The organism is Streptosporangium vulgare (genome assembly GCF_042428775.1).
GTDB classification, from domain to species: Bacteria; Actinomycetota; Actinomycetes; order Streptosporangiales; family Streptosporangiaceae; genus Streptosporangium; species Streptosporangium vulgare.
Genome location: NZ_JBHMBS010000003.1, coordinates 474,802 through 492,228, shown reverse-complemented (window position 1 = coordinate 492,228; position 17,427 = coordinate 474,802). Strand labels below are relative to the sequence as shown.

The 17,427-nt window shown below is 70.7% G+C and carries 17 protein-coding genes; all 17 read right to left on the bottom strand.

Annotated elements, in window-relative coordinates; translation table 11 throughout:
* Window positions 1-810, bottom strand: a complete 810-nt coding sequence (locus ACFFRH_RS08850) for a F0F1 ATP synthase subunit delta (protein WP_344744675.1) — start codon at window positions 808-810, stop codon at window positions 1-3.
* 46 nt (window positions 811-856) lie between these two features.
* Window positions 857-1,405, bottom strand: a complete 549-nt coding sequence (locus tag ACFFRH_RS08845; protein ID WP_344744674.1) for a F0F1 ATP synthase subunit B — start codon at window positions 1,403-1,405, stop codon at window positions 857-859.
* Window positions 1,406-1,438: 33 nt separating this feature from the next.
* Window positions 1,439-1,666: an ATP synthase F0 subunit C gene (gene atpE / locus ACFFRH_RS08840; protein WP_030906562.1), complete on the bottom strand. Its 228-nt coding sequence runs from the start codon at window positions 1,664-1,666 to the stop codon at window positions 1,439-1,441.
* Window positions 1,667-1,744: 78 nt separating this feature from the next.
* A complete protein-coding gene (atpB, locus tag ACFFRH_RS08835) occupies window positions 1,745-2,536 on the bottom strand; it encodes a F0F1 ATP synthase subunit A (RefSeq protein ID WP_344744673.1) in 792 nt (263 codons plus the stop codon).
* A gap of 67 nt (window positions 2,537-2,603) precedes the next feature.
* On the bottom strand, window positions 2,604-2,819 hold the full coding sequence (locus tag ACFFRH_RS08830; RefSeq protein ID WP_344744671.1) for an AtpZ/AtpI family protein: 216 nt from the start codon (window positions 2,817-2,819) through the stop codon (window positions 2,604-2,606).
* A gap of 78 nt (window positions 2,820-2,897) precedes the next feature.
* Window positions 2,898-3,323: a Cg1360 family ATP-synthase-associated protein gene (locus tag ACFFRH_RS08825; protein WP_344744670.1), complete on the bottom strand. Its 426-nt coding sequence runs from the start codon at window positions 3,321-3,323 to the stop codon at window positions 2,898-2,900.
* Between the two features lie 152 nt (window positions 3,324-3,475).
* A complete protein-coding gene (locus ACFFRH_RS08820; RefSeq protein WP_386155489.1) occupies window positions 3,476-4,846 on the bottom strand; it encodes a glycosyltransferase family 4 protein in 1,371 nt (456 codons plus the stop codon).
* Window positions 4,847-4,903: 57 nt separating this feature from the next.
* A complete protein-coding gene (gene glyA / locus ACFFRH_RS08815; protein ID WP_344744668.1) occupies window positions 4,904-6,169 on the bottom strand; it encodes a serine hydroxymethyltransferase in 1,266 nt (421 codons plus the stop codon).
* A 123-nt stretch (window positions 6,170-6,292) separates the two neighbouring features.
* Complete coding sequence (locus ACFFRH_RS08810; protein WP_344744667.1) at window positions 6,293-6,673, bottom strand: hypothetical protein; 381 nt, start codon at window positions 6,671-6,673, stop codon at window positions 6,293-6,295.
* A gap of 161 nt (window positions 6,674-6,834) precedes the next feature.
* Window positions 6,835-9,453 (bottom strand): hypothetical protein, encoded by a 2,619-nt coding sequence (locus tag ACFFRH_RS08805; RefSeq protein WP_386155487.1) that lies wholly within the window; start codon window positions 9,451-9,453, stop codon window positions 6,835-6,837.
* 109 nt (window positions 9,454-9,562) lie between these two features.
* Window positions 9,563-10,228 carry an L-threonylcarbamoyladenylate synthase gene (locus ACFFRH_RS08800; RefSeq protein ID WP_344744665.1) on the bottom strand — a complete coding sequence of 222 codons (666 nt, stop codon included), beginning with the start codon at window positions 10,226-10,228 and terminating at the stop codon, window positions 9,563-9,565.
* A 10-nt stretch (window positions 10,229-10,238) separates the two neighbouring features.
* Complete coding sequence (gene prmC, locus ACFFRH_RS08795) at window positions 10,239-11,093, bottom strand: peptide chain release factor N(5)-glutamine methyltransferase (RefSeq protein WP_344744664.1); 855 nt, start codon at window positions 11,091-11,093, stop codon at window positions 10,239-10,241.
* 9 nt (window positions 11,094-11,102) lie between these two features.
* Window positions 11,103-12,155, bottom strand: coding sequence for a peptide chain release factor 1 (gene prfA / locus ACFFRH_RS08790; protein ID WP_344744662.1), 1,053 nt, complete (start codon window positions 12,153-12,155; stop codon window positions 11,103-11,105).
* Between the two features lie 104 nt (window positions 12,156-12,259).
* Window positions 12,260-12,478: a 50S ribosomal protein L31 gene (gene rpmE, locus ACFFRH_RS08785; protein WP_344744661.1), complete on the bottom strand. Its 219-nt coding sequence runs from the start codon at window positions 12,476-12,478 to the stop codon at window positions 12,260-12,262.
* Between the two features lie 288 nt (window positions 12,479-12,766).
* Window positions 12,767-13,411: a response regulator transcription factor gene (locus ACFFRH_RS08780; RefSeq protein ID WP_344744701.1), complete on the bottom strand. Its 645-nt coding sequence runs from the start codon at window positions 13,409-13,411 to the stop codon at window positions 12,767-12,769.
* Window positions 13,412-13,424: 13 nt separating this feature from the next.
* Window positions 13,425-14,744, bottom strand: coding sequence for a sensor histidine kinase (locus ACFFRH_RS08775; protein WP_386155483.1), 1,320 nt, complete (start codon window positions 14,742-14,744; stop codon window positions 13,425-13,427).
* A 296-nt stretch (window positions 14,745-15,040) separates the two neighbouring features.
* On the bottom strand, window positions 15,041-17,140 hold the full coding sequence (gene rho / locus ACFFRH_RS08770; RefSeq protein WP_386155481.1) for a transcription termination factor Rho: 2,100 nt from the start codon (window positions 17,138-17,140) through the stop codon (window positions 15,041-15,043).
* Window positions 17,141-17,427: the final 287 nt, after the last annotated feature.

The following is a 17,427-nucleotide window of genomic DNA, read 5'->3' as shown; positions in this document are numbered from 1 at the left end:
CTAGCCGGCCAACCGGCGGCGGACTTCTTCGATTCGTCCCGCGATGGTGGTGTCGATGAGATCGTCCCCGATGTGAACCGAGAACCCTCCCAGCACCCGCGGATCCACCTCGACGTTCAGATGAACGTCGCGGCCGTACGAGGTGCGCAGCCACGTGGCGAGACGCTGCTTCTGCTCCTCTGAAAGCACGACGGCGCTGCGCACCACCGCGACGAGGCGCTGCCGCTGGGCGGCGACCAGCTTGCCGAACTCCTCGAGCCCACCGTCCAGGCTACGTCCTCGCGGATGCAGCACGAGCTGGGTGACCAGGCGCAGGGTGGTGGGGGCGACCTTCTCGGCCAGGAGGGAGCTCAGCAGCTCCCGCTTGGCCGCCTCGGGGGCCGCCGGCGCCGTGAGGGTCCGGTGCAGTTCCAGGTTCGAGGCGGCGATGCGCCCGAACCGGAACAGCTCGTCCTCGACGTCGTCGAGCCTGCCCTGCGCCTCCGCCTCGGCCGAGGCCGCGACGACGCCGAGGCGCTCCAGGGAGTCGGCCAGGTCGCCCGATCGCGCCCACCTCGCGGACACGGCCGCGACGACCGTCTCCAGGGCGGCGTCGCTGATCTTGCCCTCCAGCAGCACCCGGACGATCTGCGCCTTCTGGGCCGCGGGACGGGCGGGGTCGGAAAGGTTGCGGCGGAGCCCGTGTTCGCGGTCGAACAGGGCGGCGACCGAGAAAAGCTCGTCGGCCAGCGTGCCGAGGTCCGCGCTTCCCGCGACCGCGTTGAAGCGCTCTTCGACCTCGGCCAGCGAGGCCCTGCTCAGGCCCCTCATCAGCCGATCACCGACACTCGCGCGTCACGCCTGGTTCGCCGTGTCATCAGCGGACCGCCACGTTGCTCGACTCGAGCTCCTCGAGGAACCTGTCGACGGTACGGCGCTGGCGCGCCTCGTCCTCCAGGGACTCGCCGACGATACGGCCGGCCAGCTCGATCGACAGGCGGCCGAGCTCCGTGCGGAGCTGGGCGAACGCCTGCTGGCGGTCGGCCTCGATCTGCAGGTGCGCGGCCTCGACCAGGCGGCGGGCCTCGGCCTGAGCCTCCTCGCGGAGCTCGGCCTTGATCTGCGCACCCTGCTCACGAGCCTCCTCACGCAGCCGCGAGGCTTCGTGACGGGCTTCGGAGAGCTGGTCCTTGTACTGCTTGAGCAGCGCCTGGGCCTCGGCCTGCGCGTCCTCGGCTCGCTTGATGCCGCCTTCGATCGCATCGGTCCGCTCGACCAGGGTCTTCTGGATGCGCGGGGTGAGGATCTTACCGACGACGAAAAGGACGACGAAGAAGGCGAAGCCGCCGACGACAAGCTCGTAGGTGTGCGGGAGGAGGGGGTTAGCCCCCTCCTCCGCCGCCAGGAGCGAAGCTGCCTGAATCATTTGTGCAGCCTTCCGTCAGAGGTTTTCTGCGTCTTACTGACCGAACATGAACGGCGCGACCAGACCGATGAGGGCCAGCGCCTCGGTGAGAACGAAGCCGAGCAGCATGTTCTGGCGGATCAGGCCGTAGGCCTCGGGCTGGCGGGCGATGGCCTGCACACCCTGACCGAAGATGATGCCGACGCCGATGCCGGGGCCGATCGCGGCGAGGCCGTAACCGATGGAACCGAGGGAGCCGGTGACCTCAGCGAGGATTCCCATTGCCATGGTGTTGTGTTTCCTTTACAGGTCGGCCGGTGAAGGCTCACCGGTCTGGATATTCGAGGGAGGTCTGTGCGTCTAGTGGTCGGCGTGGAGCGAGTTGCCGATGTACATCGCGGCGAGCATCGCGAAGAGGAACGCCTGCAGGAACTGGATGAACATCTCGAAGCCCGTCATCGCGATCGTCATGATCACGCCGACCACGCCGAGCGGGGCGCCCAGCGGGCTGAGCTGCTCGAAGAGGAACCAGAAGCCGACAAGGCTGAAGAAGGCCAGGATGATGTGGCCGGCGAACATGTTGGCGAACAGTCGCACCGCGTGCGTGAAGGGCGCGATGATCATGTTGGAGAGGAGCTCGATCGGGGCCAGCAGCACGTAGATCGGCTTGGGCAGCCCCGGGGGGAACATCATGTTCTTGAAGTAGCCGATCGCGCCCTGGTGCTTGACACCCAGGTAGATCTTCAGGATGTAGACACTGAGGGCGAGCACGATCGGGAAGGCGATGTGCGAGGCGACCGGGAACTGCAGCACCGGGATGACGCCCATCAGGTTCCAGACCCAGACCAGGAAGAACATGCTGAGCAGCAGGCCCATCCACCGGTCGGCGTCCTTGCCGAGGAACGGCCGGGCGACCTGGTCGCGGACGAACATGTAGCCCATCTCACCGACGTTCTGCACGCCCCGCGGCACCAGCTTCGGGTTGCCGAAGGCCGACCAGCAGAAGCCGATGACGATGATCGAGCTCAACAGGGCCAGCAGCACCGGCTTCGTGAACCAGGCGACGCCCGAGATGATCGGGGCGGCGTCGAAGAGTTCGAGTCCCGGAGGCTTGAACTCGTCCCCGGGAGCGAGGAGCGTCAGCGTGCTCACGCGGCGTTCCCTTCAGCGTGGTAGTTGATCGAAATTGCTTCGTCAGCGAAGCGACCGCCGCCGAAGGCTAGCGACCGTACTTCCGGTAGACCAGGTAGACGGATAGAGCGACCCCGAGGATCAATCCGATCGGGGTGAAGGCGACCACGCCAGTCCACTTGGACAGCAACCAGCCCGCACCGCCGTACAGGATCATCCCGGAGAGGAGATAGCTGGGGATCGACCAGGCGGCGTTGGCGAAGTCGCGGCCGTCGTCTTCGGGCCGGATTTTCTTTTCGCTCATCGCGGGCATGACGATAGCAGTCGCGGTGAGGACTAGTCATATCGGGCAGGGTCGTGGCCGCCAGCGAGATGATACGCCTCATCGTGGATCGCCCTGACCTGGAATCGGGGCATCGGGGTCGACGTAGAGCATTTTAAGCTTCATGAAGCCGCGCATCTCACCGATCGTCCAGGCGATCGTGCACGCGATGGCCGCCCAGCCGAAGGCCTTGGGCTCGAACGCGGTGGCGTCCTCGAAGGTCTTGAGCAGAGCCATGATCACGAGAATCTTCACCGCGTAGCTCAGCACCGCGGCGGTCATCATCATCATGGGCGACACGCGGCTCGCGTACGAGACGGCCACGATGCCGAGGGTGAAGAAGACACAGACCACCACGGTCCCGATCGCGGCGCCGAGCGCCCCCTTGGCTCCGGCCAGCAACGCCGCGACGAGGATCACGACCAGCCCCACCAGCACCGTGGGTATCGCAGCCCCCTTCAGAAGGCGCACGTCGTTGGCGAGCATCGGCACTCCAAGTGACTGTTATCAAGCGAGCGATTGCTACCTTGCAGGTCCAGGCAGGTTCACCATCTGCTAGTGAAAGCTATCACAAGCTCAAGGAAGAGCGCCTTTACCTGCCGTTTCAAGTAAACGATCAAGGGGATGACGAAAGCGCCTCAAAGCGGCGTCTCAGGGTTTGAGAAACCCTGCCGGGGAGCGCTGAGTGACAGGTCGGGCCGCACCGGCAGGGTGGCCGCGTCGTCGCCGCCGGCGACCGGACGGCGGCCGGGCGCCTCCGAGGGGTACGGGTGGGGCCTGACCCGGCCCGGCGGCTGCTCGCCCGGCGGCGCGTGCCACCCCGGTCCCTCCGCAGGGCCCGTGGGACCCACGGGGGCCGCGGGATCGAGCCCGCCGCGCCCCTCCCCGCCGCGCCCCTCGGTCCCGCCGAGGTCGCGACGGGCGCGCCAGCGGGGCAGCGCCATCATCACCAGCACGCCGATGGCGAGCAGCACGGTCAGCGGGAACAGGATGAGCGGGACGCCCTCGATGGACAGCGCCACGACCGCGAAGGCGAACAGGAAGGTCCACGCGTACATGATCATGACGCTGCGGCGGTGCGAGTGGCCGATGTCCAGCAGGCGGTGGTGCAGATGCCCCCGGTCGGGCGAGAACGGTGACAGGCCGTTGGACGTGCGCCGGATCACCGCCATGATCAGGTCCAGCAGCGGGAGCACCAGGATCGCGACCGGCACGAGGAGCGGGAGGATGACGGGGAAGCGGTTGATGCTGCTGGAGTCGAGCGGGGTGACCAGGATCATCGTGGAGGCGAGGACCAGGCCGATCAGCATCGCCCCCGTGTCGCCCATGAAGATCTTCGCCGGGTGGAAGTTGTGCGGCAGGAAGCCCAGGCAGACCCCGATCAGCACCGAGGCGATGACCGCCGTCGCGTTGATGCTGGTGTCGCCGTAGTCCTTCGACAGGGCCACCGAGTAGGTCCACGTGGCCATCGCGGCGATGCCCACGATCCCCGCGGCCAGCCCGTCGAGCCCGTCGACGAAGTTGACGGCGTTGATCATGACGACCACGATCAGGATCGTGATCAGCGGGCTCAGCGTCGAGTCGAGGATGGTCTGCCCGCCCAGCGCGGTCGGCAGCGGGAGCCACGGCAGGCTCACGCCGAAGATGACGAGCACCCCCGCGGCGCCGATCTGCCCGGCGAGCTTGACGAGGGCGTCCATCCCCAGCCAGTCGTCGAGGAAGCCGGTCAGCGTGATCAGGCCGCCCGCCGCGATCAGCGCGATCACGATCTTTCCCTGGCCCTCGGCGAGCTTGCCCCCGGCGTAGGGCAGCTCCGCGGCGATCAGCAGGCCGGCGACGAGGCCGCCGTACATCGCCAGGCCGCCGAGCCTGGGCGTCGGCGTGGTGTGCACGTCACGATCGCGGACCTCGGGCATGGCGCCGATGCGGACGGCGAAAACGCGGATCAGCGGCACCAGCAGATACGTCACCGCGGCCGCGACGAGCGCCATGAGTAGATATTCGCGCACGGAACCAGTTTCGCGGATAGTCCGGCCACCTGTGACCGGAAAACGACACAGAACAGCTCATAGTTCGCTGGGATATATCCGGTGGGCTCTCGTCAGCACCGCGACGCGCTCCCGTATCTCAGCCGTCGCGTCGGGGTTGCGGATGGCCTGCGCCACCATCGCGGCCACCTCCTTCATCTCCTCGGGCCCCATCCCCTGGGTCGTGACGCAGGGGGTGCCGACCCGGATCCCGGACGTCACCGTGGGTGGCTCCGGATCATAGGGGATCGCGTTGCGGTTCAGTGTGATCCCGGCCGCCTGGCACCGCTGCTCGGCCGTCGCGCCGGAGATCCCGACGTCGCGCAGGTCGATCAGCGCCAGATGGCTGTCGGTGCCCCCGGAGACGGGCCGCATGCCCTCCGCGGCCAGCGCGTCGGCCAGCACCCGGGCGTTGTCCACCACCCGCCGCGCGTACTCCGCGAACTCCGGCCGCAACGCCTCGCCGAACGCCACCGCCTTGGCCGCCACCGCGTGCATGAGCGGGCCGCCCTGCACGAACGGGAAGACCGCGCGGTCGATCCTGGGGCCCAGCTCCTTCGTGCACATGATCCCGCCGCCCCTCGGACCGCGCAGCGCCTTGTGCGTGGTGAAGGTCACCACGTCCGCGTACGGCACCGCGGAGGGCAGCGCCCGGCCGGCCATCAGGCCGACGGTGTGCGCGACGTCGGCGAGCAGCCAGGCGCCCACCTCGTCCGCGATCCCCCGGAAGGCGGCGAAGTCGATCTCACGGGAGTAGGCGGTGGCGCCACAAATGATCATCTTGGGCTGGTGCCGCAGCGCCAGCTCCCTGACCTCGTCGTAGTCGATCAGCTCGGTGTCCCTGCGCACGCCGTACGCCACGACGTCGAACCAGCGTCCCGAGAAGTTGACCTTGGAGCCGTGGGTGAGGTGGCCGCCGTGCGACAGCTCCATCGCCAGCATGGTGTCGCCCGGCTGGAGCAGGGCCGCGTAGGCCGCCAGGTTCGCCGAGGCGCCGGAGTGGGGCTGCACGTTGACGTGCTCGGCGCCGAACAGCCGCTTGGCGCGGTCGATCGCGAGCCGCTCGGCCCGGTCGACGACCTCGCACCCGGCGTAGTAACGCCTGCCGGGGTAGCCCTCGGCGTACTTGTTGGTGAGCGTCGAGCCGAGCGCGGCGAGCACGGCGGGGGAGGTGAAGTTCTCGCTCGCGATCAGCTGGACACCCCCGCGGAGCCGGTCGAGCTCGTCGAGCAGCACGCTCGCGATCTCCGGGTCCTCGCGCTGCAGGAGGCCGAAATCCGGCCCGTAGTACGGTTCTGCGCCCATGGCTCACACCCCGAAGACGACGACTCACCCCCACTGTAAGCCCGCTCTCCCCGGTTATCCCACGTCAGGGACGTGCCGGGCCCGGAGAGCGTGTCGCGCGGGAGCGCCGCCACCGGGGCCGCCTCACGAGAACGCGTGCGGGGCTCCGGCCTTGACCGGCACCCACCTCGGCGTGTCGGCCGCCTGGTCGCTGATCGACGTCAGGATCGCCTGCCGGTAGAGGCTCAGGCGGGTGCGCCACTCCGTCATGTCCTCGACGTAGCGGCCGGAGACGGGGGCGTCCCAGACATCCCTGCTCCTGGCGAGCTGGTAGGCCTTGTCGAGGCTGCCGGTCAGCGTGTCGAGCACGGGGAGCACCTGCCTCCACATCATGACCAGCCGCTGGTAGTCGGGGTTGAACTCCCACGACGTGACGGCGTCCGGAGACGGCAACCCGTTGTTGGCCGAGGCCGGCGGGGTCTCCCCCGGCTGCAGCGGCTGCGGTGCGGGTGGATCCACGAACATCACAGGCTCCTCACCCTCGCTGACACGCTCCCTGCCTCCCGCTCACTCACTCACCGCTGCTCACTGCCTCGTGCCGCCTCATGCCGCGCCGTGCCCGCTCGCCCACCGCGTCGCGCCCGCGGTGTCAGGGCGCTCACGGCCTCGCGCCCGCGTTCCGGTGATCATTGGCCACCGCCAGGGGGCGGGATCGGCCGCAGCGGGTCTCCCGGGTCCACGTCGCCCGCCGGGCCGTCGGGCCGGATGTCCATGGGCGCCCAGGCCCCCTCGCCCCAGGTCTCCCCGTCGGGCACGCTCACGCCCGGCATCTCCAGCGGCTCGATCTCGCGGGCGTTGTCGGCGAGCGTCTTGAGCGCGTCGAGGTCGAGCGGGCTCGCCTCGGCGGTGACGACGTCGCTGCCGTCGTTAGCCCACCGGGCGGCCGAACCCTCGCCCGGCTGCGCGGCCACCCCGCCGGGCGCCGCCCCCGCCGCCTGCCCGGACGTGCCCCCGGCACCCGGTGCCTCGCCGGAGACCGCGTCGCCGATGGACGGCACCGGCCCCCCGGCGTGCCGCGTGGCCGCCTCGCCCGAGGTCGTGCCCGCCGTCTGGATCGCGGGCTCCCCGGAGGCCGTCCCGGCGGGCCTGGGCGCGGCGTCACCGGTGGACGCCGAGTCTCCGGCGGGCCGGGGCGCGGAGGTCGTGTCCGCGGGCTGGGGAGTGGTGTCGCCCCCGGTGCCCGGCGGCTGGACGGTCTGGTCCGTGGCCGGGCCCGCGGTGTCGAGGAGCGGGTACGAGGGCTTGGCGGAGTCGAGCGGGCCGTGCGGCTCGACCTGGCCGGGCTGCCCGTCGGGGCCGGACACACCGTCGATCGCGGGCATCTCCAGCGGCGGGATGTCCTCGATGTTCTTCAGCAGCTCGTCGACCTCGGCCGCCGTGGGCGCGTCGAGCGGGATCTGGAGCACCTTCACCCCGTCGACCTCCACGACCTTCGCCCTGGAGTCGCCGCTCTGGTCGATGTCGTCGGGGTGGTCCTTCCTGGGAGTGTCGAGGATGGTGTCGCCGGAGGAGCCGCCCCCCTCCCTCGGCGAGCGCTCATCACCCTTGGAACCCATGTCGCCCTTGGCGTCGGGATCGTTCGCGGGGGCGTTGCCGGTGGAGTCCCCGCGCGGCGTCGTCTCGTCACCCTTGGAACCCATGTCGCCCTTGGCGTCGGAGTCGTTCACGGGCACGTTGCCCGTGGAGTCCCCGCGCGGCGTCGTCTCGTCACCCTTGGAACCCATGTCGCCCTTGGCGTCGGAGTCGTTCACGGGCACGTTGCCCGTGGAATCCCCGCGCGGCGTCGTGTCGTCCGCGTTGACGATCTCCGGCCGGGCGTTCTCGGCCCCGGGCGGCTCCGGCGCGGGCGTGGGCTCTCCCTGCGGCGTCCCGGGCACGAGGCCGTTGTCCGGGGTGGACGCCTCGGGCGTACGCGGGGCGTCGGGCGCCTCGCGCGGCGCGGTGTCGACCGGCTGACCGCCACCCTGCGGGTTCTCCCCCGGGCCGGGGACGGCGGGCTTCAGGTCCTCGGCCCTCGGCGTCTCCGGCCGCGTCTCGTCGGCCCTCGGGGCGTCCGGCGCGGGCGTGGAATCCTGCCGGGGCGCCTCCGGCACCTGCGCGCCCTCGGCGTTCGGCGTGCCCGGCACGGGCGCGCCCTCGGCGTTCGGCACCTCCGGGACGCGGTCCGGCGCGGGCGCCTCGCGTCGGCCGTCCTCGGCCCCCGGCGCGTCCGGCAGGGACGAGGAGTCCGGGGTGTGGGCCTCCGGCGGGGGCTCGGAACCGCCTCTCGGGGCCTCCGGCGGGGGATTCTGGGCAGGGGGCTCGGGCCGTGGCTCCTCGGCCCTCGGGGGCTCCGGCGTGGGATCGGGGCGGGGGGGCTCCGGGCGCGGCTCCTCGGCCCTTGGAGGCTCCGGCGCCGGGTCGGGCTTGGGGTCGGGCCTGGAGGGCTCGGGTCGCGAATCCTCCGCCCTCGGCGGCTCGGGCGTCGGGTCGGGCTTGGGCGCCTCGCGCGGCGCGGTGTCCGTCTGCTTGCCGGTCTCCTTGGGCGTTTCCCGCTCCCCCTCGCGCGGGGAGGTCTCGTCGGCTTTCGACCCCGTCTCTGGCTTCCGGTCGTCGGCTCCGGACGCCTCGGGTCTGGGCGTCTCGGGTTTCGGCGTCTCCTTGCGATCGTCGCGATCGTCGCGCGGGGAGGTCTCGTCACCCTTCGAACCCGCCTCGGGCTTGGCCTCGTCGGCCTTCGGGGTGTCGGCCTTCGGGGTGTCGGCCTTCGGGGCGTCGGGCTTGGTGTCGGGCTTGGAGTCCTTGGTGTCGGGCTTGGAGTCCTTGGGATCGTCGCGCTGCGTGCTCTCGGCGGACTGGTCGCCGACCCGGGGCTTGTCGTCCGCCCCGACGGCCGGCTTGAGATCCTCCGCCTTCGGGCTCTCGGGCTTCGCGCCGTTCTGGGAGTCGGTCTCCGGCTTCGCCCCCTCGCCCTGGGAGCCCGTCTCGGGCTTCGGGTCACCGGCCTTCGGCTCGGTGGGGGGCGCCGTCACATTCTGGCTGACCTTCTTCTCCAGCAGCGTCACGCGGGCGGAGACGTCGCGGACCATCACATCGCACGCGTCGGCGATCTGGACGGGCCTGTGGGTCGACTGCGCGGACAGGCCGGCCCCGCTCATCATCTGCGAGACCCTGCCCTCGACGCTCCGCATCTGCTCGGCGGCCCGCTGCACCTCGGACAACAGGTCGCGGACCAGCTTGGGGTCCATTCCTTCGAACTTGCCCATGGACGTCTCCCAGGAAGTGTCGGCCCACTTCAAGGTACCGGGGAGACAGCCCGCCGTCACGGTGATAATCAGATGGCATGGATCACGGCATATGCTGTGGACGCACCGGTCAGTTGCCGGCCTCCGGGCCCGTGTCCGTCGCGACGTAGCCGATCACACCGCGCAGCTTCTCCACGCTGATCGCCCCGCGCCGCAGCAGCCTGGGCACCGCGGTGGTCAGGTCGAGGATCGTCGAGGGGATGTCGCTCTCGCACGGCCCCGCGTCGAGATAGACCGACACCGAGTCGCCGAGCTGCTTCTCCGCGTCGGCGGCGGTGGTGGCGGGCGGGGAACCGGAGCGGTTGGCGCTGGAGACGGCGAGCGGGCCGGTCTCCTTGAGCAGGTCGAGGGCGACCGCGTGCAGCGGCATCCGGATGGCGACGGTGCCCTTGGCGTCGCCGAGGTCCCACGACAGCGACCGGTTCGCCCGGCAGATCAGCGTGAGCGGGCCCGGCCAGAAGGCGTCGACGAGATCCTGGCCGTACGGGCCGAGGTTCTCCACCAGGGCGTTGGCGGCCCGTACGGTCCCGACCAGCACGGGCACCGGCATGTCGCGGCCGCGCCCCTTGGCCGCCAGCAGGGCGGTGACCGCCGCGGGCGTGAAGGCGTCGGCGCCGACACCGTAGACGGTGTCGGTCGGGAGCACCACGAGCTCTCCCCGCTGAAAGGCGGAGGCGGCCTCGATCAGGCCGGTGGCTCGCTGCTCGGCATCCATACAGTCATAACGTCGACTCACGGCGTGCATCCTATTCCTGGCCGAATCGAGCGGTGACGAAGCGGTCCCTGCGCGTCAGATCCTGGCGGCTGCGCACGTCGCGCCAGCCGTTCTCCTCGGAGAAGATCAGATATACCGGGGTGCCCTGCTGGTCGGCGTGCTCCACGGCGACGAACCCGCCGGGGCGGAGCAGTCTCCTCGCGGTCCGCTCGACCGCCCTGACCTCGTCGAGGCCGTCGCTGCCCGATCCGTACAGCGCGCGGTGCGGGTCGTAGTCGCGGACCTCGGGATCGCGGGGGATCGCGCCCGGCGGGATGTAGGGCGGGTTGGAGATCACCAGGTCGACCTGGCCGTCCAGCTCGGAGAGGGCGTCGGCCAGATCCTCCGGGTGCAGGTGGACGCGGCCCTGGCCGTGCTCGATGATGTTGCGCTTGGCCCAGGTGTAGGCGCCCGGGTCGACCTCGACCGCGTGCACGGTGGCCAGCGCGACCTCCTGGGCGATCGACAGCGCGATGGCTGCCGAGCCGGTGCCGAGGTCCACGACCACCGGCGAGGCGACGTCCATCTCCCGCAGCCGGTCGATCGCCCAGCCCGCCACGACCTCGGTCTCCGGGCGCGGCACGAAGACGCCGGGCCCGACCTCCAGGGACAGGTAGCGGAAGTAGGCCCGCCCGGTGATGTGCTGGAGCGGCTCGCGCGACTCCCTGCGGGCGACGCCCTCCCAGAACAGGGCGTCGAAGTCGGAGTCCTTCACCATGTGCAGCTCGCTGCGGCGCACGCCGTGCACACACGCGGCGATCTCCTCGGCGTCGGTGCGCGGCGACGGCACACCTGCCTCGGCGAGCCGGGCGGTGGCGAGGGCGATCTCGTCCAGCAGAAAGGTCATGGGCGCGTTCTATGAATGGGCGGCGAGCTTCTCCGCCATCTCGGCGTCGAGCAGGGACTGGATGACGGCCGAGAGGTCTCCGTCGAGCACCTGGTCGAGGTTGTAGGCCTTGAAACCGACGCGGTGATCGGAGATGCGGTTCTCGGGGAAGTTGTAGGTGCGGATGCGCTCGGAGCGGTCGACCGTGCGGATCTGGGACTTGCGCTCGGCCATGGCGGCGGCGTTGGCCTCCTCCTCGGCGATCGCCTGCAGGCGGGCCCGCAGGATGCGCATCGCCGACTCCTTGTTCTGGAGCTGGCTCTTCTCGTTCTGGCAGGAGGCGACGACACCCGTCGGGACGTGCGTGATCCGCACCGCCGAGTCGGTGGTGTTGACGCTCTGGCCACCGGGTCCGCTGGAGCGGTAGACGTCGATGCGGAGGTCGTTCGGGTCGATCTGGACGTCGACGTCCTCGGCCTCCGGGTAGACGAGCACCCCGGCGGCGCTGGTGTGGATGCGCCCCTGCGACTCGGTGACCGGCACCCGCTGGACGCGGTGCACGCCGCCCTCGAACTTCAGCCTCGACCAGACGCCCTCGTCGCCCCTCGCCTTCAGGGCGATCGTGACGTCCTTGTAACCGCCGAGGTCGGAGTGGGTGGCGTCGATCAGCTCGGTCTTCCAGCCGATCCGCTCGGCGTACCGCAGGTACATCCGCAGGAGGTCTCCGGCGAACAGGGCGGACTCCTCGCCGCCCTCGCCCGCCTTGATCTCCATGATGATGTCCTTGTCATCGTTGGGATCACGCGGGACGAGCAGGTGCCTGAGCTTCTCCTCAAGCTCGGGAATCCGCGCCTCCAGCTCCTTGGCCTCCTCGGCGAACCCCTCGTCCTCCGAGGCCAGCTCCCGCGCCGTGCCGAGGTCGGACTGGACGCCCTCCAGCTCGCGGTAGGTGGCGACGATCGGGGTCAGCTCGGCGTAGCGCCTGCCGAAGGTACGGGCCTGCTTCTGGTCGGCGTGCACGGAGGGGTCGGCGAGCTTGAGTTCCAGCTCGGCGTACTCACTGAGCAGCTCGTCGAGATTCACCGTGCGTCCTTCCTTGAAAGCCCTGGTCAGCCTGCCTCATCACCACGAACGCCGACCCGGGCACCCCACGAGCGGGGTTCTCCGAGCCGGCGCCGGGATGAGAGCTACTGGCCCGCGGGCTTCTTGCCGAAGCGCTTCTCGAAGCGCGCCACCCGGCCGCCGGTGTCGAGGATCTTCTGCTTGCCCGTGTAGAAGGGGTGGCAGGCGGAGCACACGTCGGCGTGGATCACGCCGTTCTTGGCGGTGCTGCGGGTGGTGAAGGAGTTACCACAGGTGCAGGTCACCTGAGTGGCGTTGTACTCCGGGTGAATATCGGGCTTCATATCGCTTTTCCTCTCCAAAACGCGGTCGCCGGGTCGCCACTGTCTCTCGCCTGTGAGGCTTGCGCGCTGAGCACACCGGGGTGCGCGCGGGCGGGAACCGGAACCGCTACGGTTCGGCTACCAGTGTGCCAGATCCTCCAACCATCCCAGGCCACCAGACATTCCCCGGCCCCGGTGACCTGCGGCTCCAGAACGGACACGGCATGCTCACGGCCCCCTGCCGGGCGCGATATCCGCGAGGGGACCACCTCCACGGGGAAACACGAGGAAACCCGGGGCTCCAGGCCGTCACCTTCCCAGGTACGCCAGCACGGCGAGGACCCGGCGGTGGTCGTCGGCGGCGGGCTCCAGCCCGAGCTTGCCGAAGATGCTGGAGATGTGCTTCTCCACGGCGCCCTCGGTGACGAGCATCCGCCCGGCGACCGCGGTGTTGGAGCGCCCCTCCGCCATCAGGGCGAGGACCTCGCTCTCCCTGGCGGTGAGGGACTCCAGGGGGTCGCCCCTGCGCTGGCGGCTCAGGAGCTGCCCGATCACCTCGGGGTCGATCACCGTCCCCCCGGCCGCCACCCGGCGTACGGCGTCGAGGAACTCGGCCACGTCGGCTATCCGCTCCTTGAGCAGGTAGCCGACCGCCGCGGCGCCGCCGCCGATGAGCTCCGTGGCGTACTGCTCCTCGACGTACTGCGACAGGACGAGGATCGGCAGCCCCGGCCGCCGGGATCTGGCCTCCAGAGCGGCGCGCAGCCCCTCGTCGGTGTGGGTCGGCGGCATCCGCACGTCGACGACGGCGAGGTCCGGATCGTGCTCGTCGACCACCCTGACCAGGCCGGGACCGTCGCCCGCCACCCCGACGGTCTCGATCCCCCCGTCGGCCAGCAGCCTGGCCAGCCCCTCGCGCAACAGCACCGAGTCCTCGGCGATCACCACCCGCATGGGTCCCACGTTCTCACCATTCGCAGGGCAACTCCGCCCTGATCATCGTCGGGCCGCCCAGCGGGCTGTCGACGCTCAGGGTGCCGTCGATGGTCGCGGCCCGGTCGGCGAGCCCGGCGAGGCCACTGCCCGGACGGGGAACGGCGGCGCCGACCCCGTTGTCGTAGACCTCGACGATCACCCTTTGCCCCTGGCGGCTCACCCGGATGAACGCCTCGGTGGCCTCGGAGTGCTTGGCCAGGTTGCTCAGGCACTCGGCCACGACGAAGTACGCGATGCTCTCCACCGCGGGCGGGGGCCGGTGGGAGACCTCCACCGACAGGTCCACCCGTACGGGCGCGCGGGCGGCGAGCGACGACAGGGCCGCGCTCAGCCCCCTGTCGGTGAGGATCGCCGGGTAGATGCCCCTGGCGAGGTCGCGCAACTCGGCGATGGCGGCCTTCGTCCCCCGGTGCGCCTGGGCCAGGAGCTCCCTCGCCTCCTCGGGGTCGGAGTCGAGCTTGGCCTGGGCCCGGCCCAGGTCCATGGCCACGGACAGCAGCCGCTGCTGGGCGCCGTCGTGCAGGTCCCGCTCGATCCGGCGCCGCTCGGCCTCGGCCGCGTCCACGCCCCGGGCCCGGCTGGCCCGCAGGTGGGCGGCACGGGCGGCGAGCCGGTTCTTCTCGCTCGTTCCCAGCAGGGCGACGCCGAGCATGCCGTGCAGCCAGGCCATGCCCCGGGTCGCGTAGAGGGCGGCGAGGAGGAAGCCGAGCCCGACCAGCGCGCACAGCAGCACCCTCGGCACGCTGTCGATCGGCAATCCGCCGACGGGCGTCATCGGCTGCCCGGCCAGCAGCAGGGGCAGCGGCGCGAGCGTGAGGCCCAGCCCGAGGACCCACAGGACCGCCGTGACGGTGAACTCCGCGATCCCGATCGGCAGCAGCAGGAGGAGGTAGAGGAGATCCTTCCAGGTGGCGGGGTCGACGAACATGTCCTTCCAGCGCAGGAACAGGTTGTCGCCCTCGGAGGGCCGGTAGGGGCTGGGGATGTCGACGCCGAAGGCCAGCCGCAGGAACCGGCGCTCCAGCATCGCGGCACCCCGCCAGGCCAGCATGGTCAGGGCGAGCAGCGGCAGCCCGACCCACACGAGCACCATCACCAGGGAGGCCGGGATCACGGACGCGAGGAACGCGAAGCAGGCGAGGCCGTAGAACATGCTGACCAGCAGGTAGGGGACGGCCCGCCAGGTCATCGGGTCGACGAGCATGCCCAGGGGGCCGTTCGGGCCGAGCGGCACGCGCCGCCTGAGCGGCGTCCTGACCACGGTCGTGCTCGTCAGCGTCTCGGCCGTCATGCGCCTCCCCTGTCCCCGATGGCCCGTCGTCGCCGTCCGTGTCCCTGCCGTCCCCGGTCGCCCCGGCCGCCCCGGCGGTCCCCGCCGTCCCTCACGCGCCGTGCGCCCTCGCGTACCGCCCTCCCCCTCCTCGCGTGCCGTCCGCGCGCCGCGGTCATCGCGGCGCGGGCCCGGGAACCGCGCGGGAAAAAGCGTCCTGAAGTAGGGATATCCCGAAGTACGGGGTCGCACAAGGGACTTCGGAAACGCGAACGCCCCGGCCGGAGGGGCCGGGGCGTTCGAGGTGGGGCGAGTGATCAGTCGCGCTCCGAGCTGACCGTCGTCTTCTGCACCTGGAGCAGGAACTCCGCGTTGGACTTGGTCTCCCTCATCTTCTCCAGGAGAAGCTCGAGAGCCTGCTGCATGTCCAGGGCGTGCAGCACGCGGCGGAGCTTCCAGGTGATCTGGAGCTCGTCCTTGCCCATGAGGATCTCCTCCTTACGGGTGCCGGACGCGTCGACGTCCACCGCGGGGAAGATCCGCTTGTCGGCGAGCTGCCGGTTGAGCTTGAGCTCCAGGTTGCCCGTGCCCTTGAACTCCTCGAAGATGACCTCGTCCATCTTGGAGCCGGTCTCGACCAGCGCGGTGGCGAGGATCGTCAGCGAGCCGCCGTTCTCGATGTTGCGGGCGGCGCCGAAGAAGCGCTTCGGCGGGTAGAGCGCGGTGGAGTCGACACCACCGGACAGGATGCGGCCGGAGGCCGGGGCCGCCAGGTTGTAGGCGCGGCCCAGACGGGTGATCGAGTCGAGCAGCACGACCACGTCGTGGCCGAGCTCCACCAGGCGCTTGGCGCGCTCGATGGCGAGCTCGGCGACCGTGGTGTGGTCCTCGGCCGGACGGTCGAAGGTCGAGTGGATGACCTCGCCCTTCACCGACCGCTGCATGTCGGTGACCTCTTCCGGACGCTCGTCCACCAGGACGACCATCAGGTGGCACTCGGGGTTGTTGCGGGTGATCGCGTTGGCGATCGACTGGAGCACCATCGTCTTGCCCGCCTTGGGCGGGGAGACGATGAGACCGCGCTGGCCCTTGCCGATCGGCGCCACCATGTCGATGATCCTGGTGGTCAGGATGTTCGGCTCGGTCTCCAGGCGCAGGCGCTCCTGGGGGTACAGCGGGACGAGCTTGTTGAAGTCGGGCCGCTGCCGCGCCTGCTCCGGGTCCATGCCGTTGACCGTGTCGAGGCGGACGAGCGCGTTGAACTTCTCGCGGCGCTCACCGTCGCGGGGCTGGCGGACGGCGCCGGTGACGACGTCGCCCTTGCGCAGGCCGTTGCGGCGGATCTGGGCCAGCGAGACGTAGACGTCGTTGGAGCCCGGCAGGTAACCGCTGGTCCTGACGAACGCGTAGTTGTCGAGGATGTCCAGGATTCCGGCGATCGGGATGAGGACGTCGTCGTCGCCCACCACGGGCTCGTTGCTGTCGAAGCGCTCGCGGCCCCGGCGGTTGCGCTCGCGGAACCGGCCGCGACGGCCACGGCGGTCGTCGTCGTCGCCCACTCCGTGCTGGTCGTTGCGGTCCTGCGGGCCCCGGTTCTGCGGGCCCCTGTCGCCACGGTCGCCGCGCTCGCCCCTGTCACCGCGGTCGTTGGGACGGTCACCGCGCTCGCCGCGGTCGTTGAGACGCTCGCCGCGGTCGTTGGACCGCTCGCCGCGCTCGCCACGGTCGTTGAGCCGGTCACCGCGGTCGCCGCGGTCGTTGATCCGCTCGCCGCGGTTCTGGCCGGCGTCGGCGGCGCGCTGGTCGGCGCGGCTGTCGTTGCGGCCGTCGGTCCGGTTTTCGGGGCGGTTGTCGCCGCGCTCACGGCGGTCGTTGCCCCGCTCGCCGCGCTCGCTGTTGCGGCCACGGCGCTCGCCGCGCTCGCGACGGCTCTCGCCACGCTCGCCACGGCCCTCGGCCGGGGCGGTGTCGATGGTCGGCTGCTCCACGACGGGCTCGGGCGCGACGACGGCGGCCACGGGCTCGGGGGCGGGGGGCGCCTGCTCCACGACGGGCTCGGCGGCCACGACGGGGCGGGAACGTTCCCTGCGGGTGCGCGCCGGACGCTCGGCGACCGGCTCGGCGACGACGGCCGGGGCGGCCACGGCAGGAGTCTCCTTGACGGCGGCGGGAGCCTGGGCGCTCTCGGTGGAGACGCCCTGCTTCTCCTGGATGGCCGCGATCAGCTGGCTCTTGCGCATCCGCCCGGTCCCGCTGATGCCGAGGCCGGAGGCCATGGCCTGCAGCTCAGGCAGCACCATGGCGGAAAGGCCTGTGCCGGAGCGACGGCGCGGCTTGGCCGCGGGGCGGGTGGGGGTGTCGCCGGACGCCGGCGCCGTGCCGGTGACGTCGGAGAGGAGTTCGGTGGTGTCGCTCACTAATGGGTCCTTCCCAGGGGTCGGGCGTGGCCATGATCAGCCAATCGTCCCGGTGGTGCGATCGACCCGGTGGGACAGACCGGGTCGGGTTGCACGTCGCGATCCTCGGCGGCCCATGGAGAGCCGCCGCCACTGTCGGAGAAGGGCGGATCCAGGCCGTCACCATCGAGAATCGCCGACGGTGGGACTTGGAGGACACCCCCCCGGATTGCTACCGGCAACCAGATGTCGAGGTAGATCGAACGCGCATGTCCCCTAAAACGCCGCTTCTCGTTGCCCCAACCGAA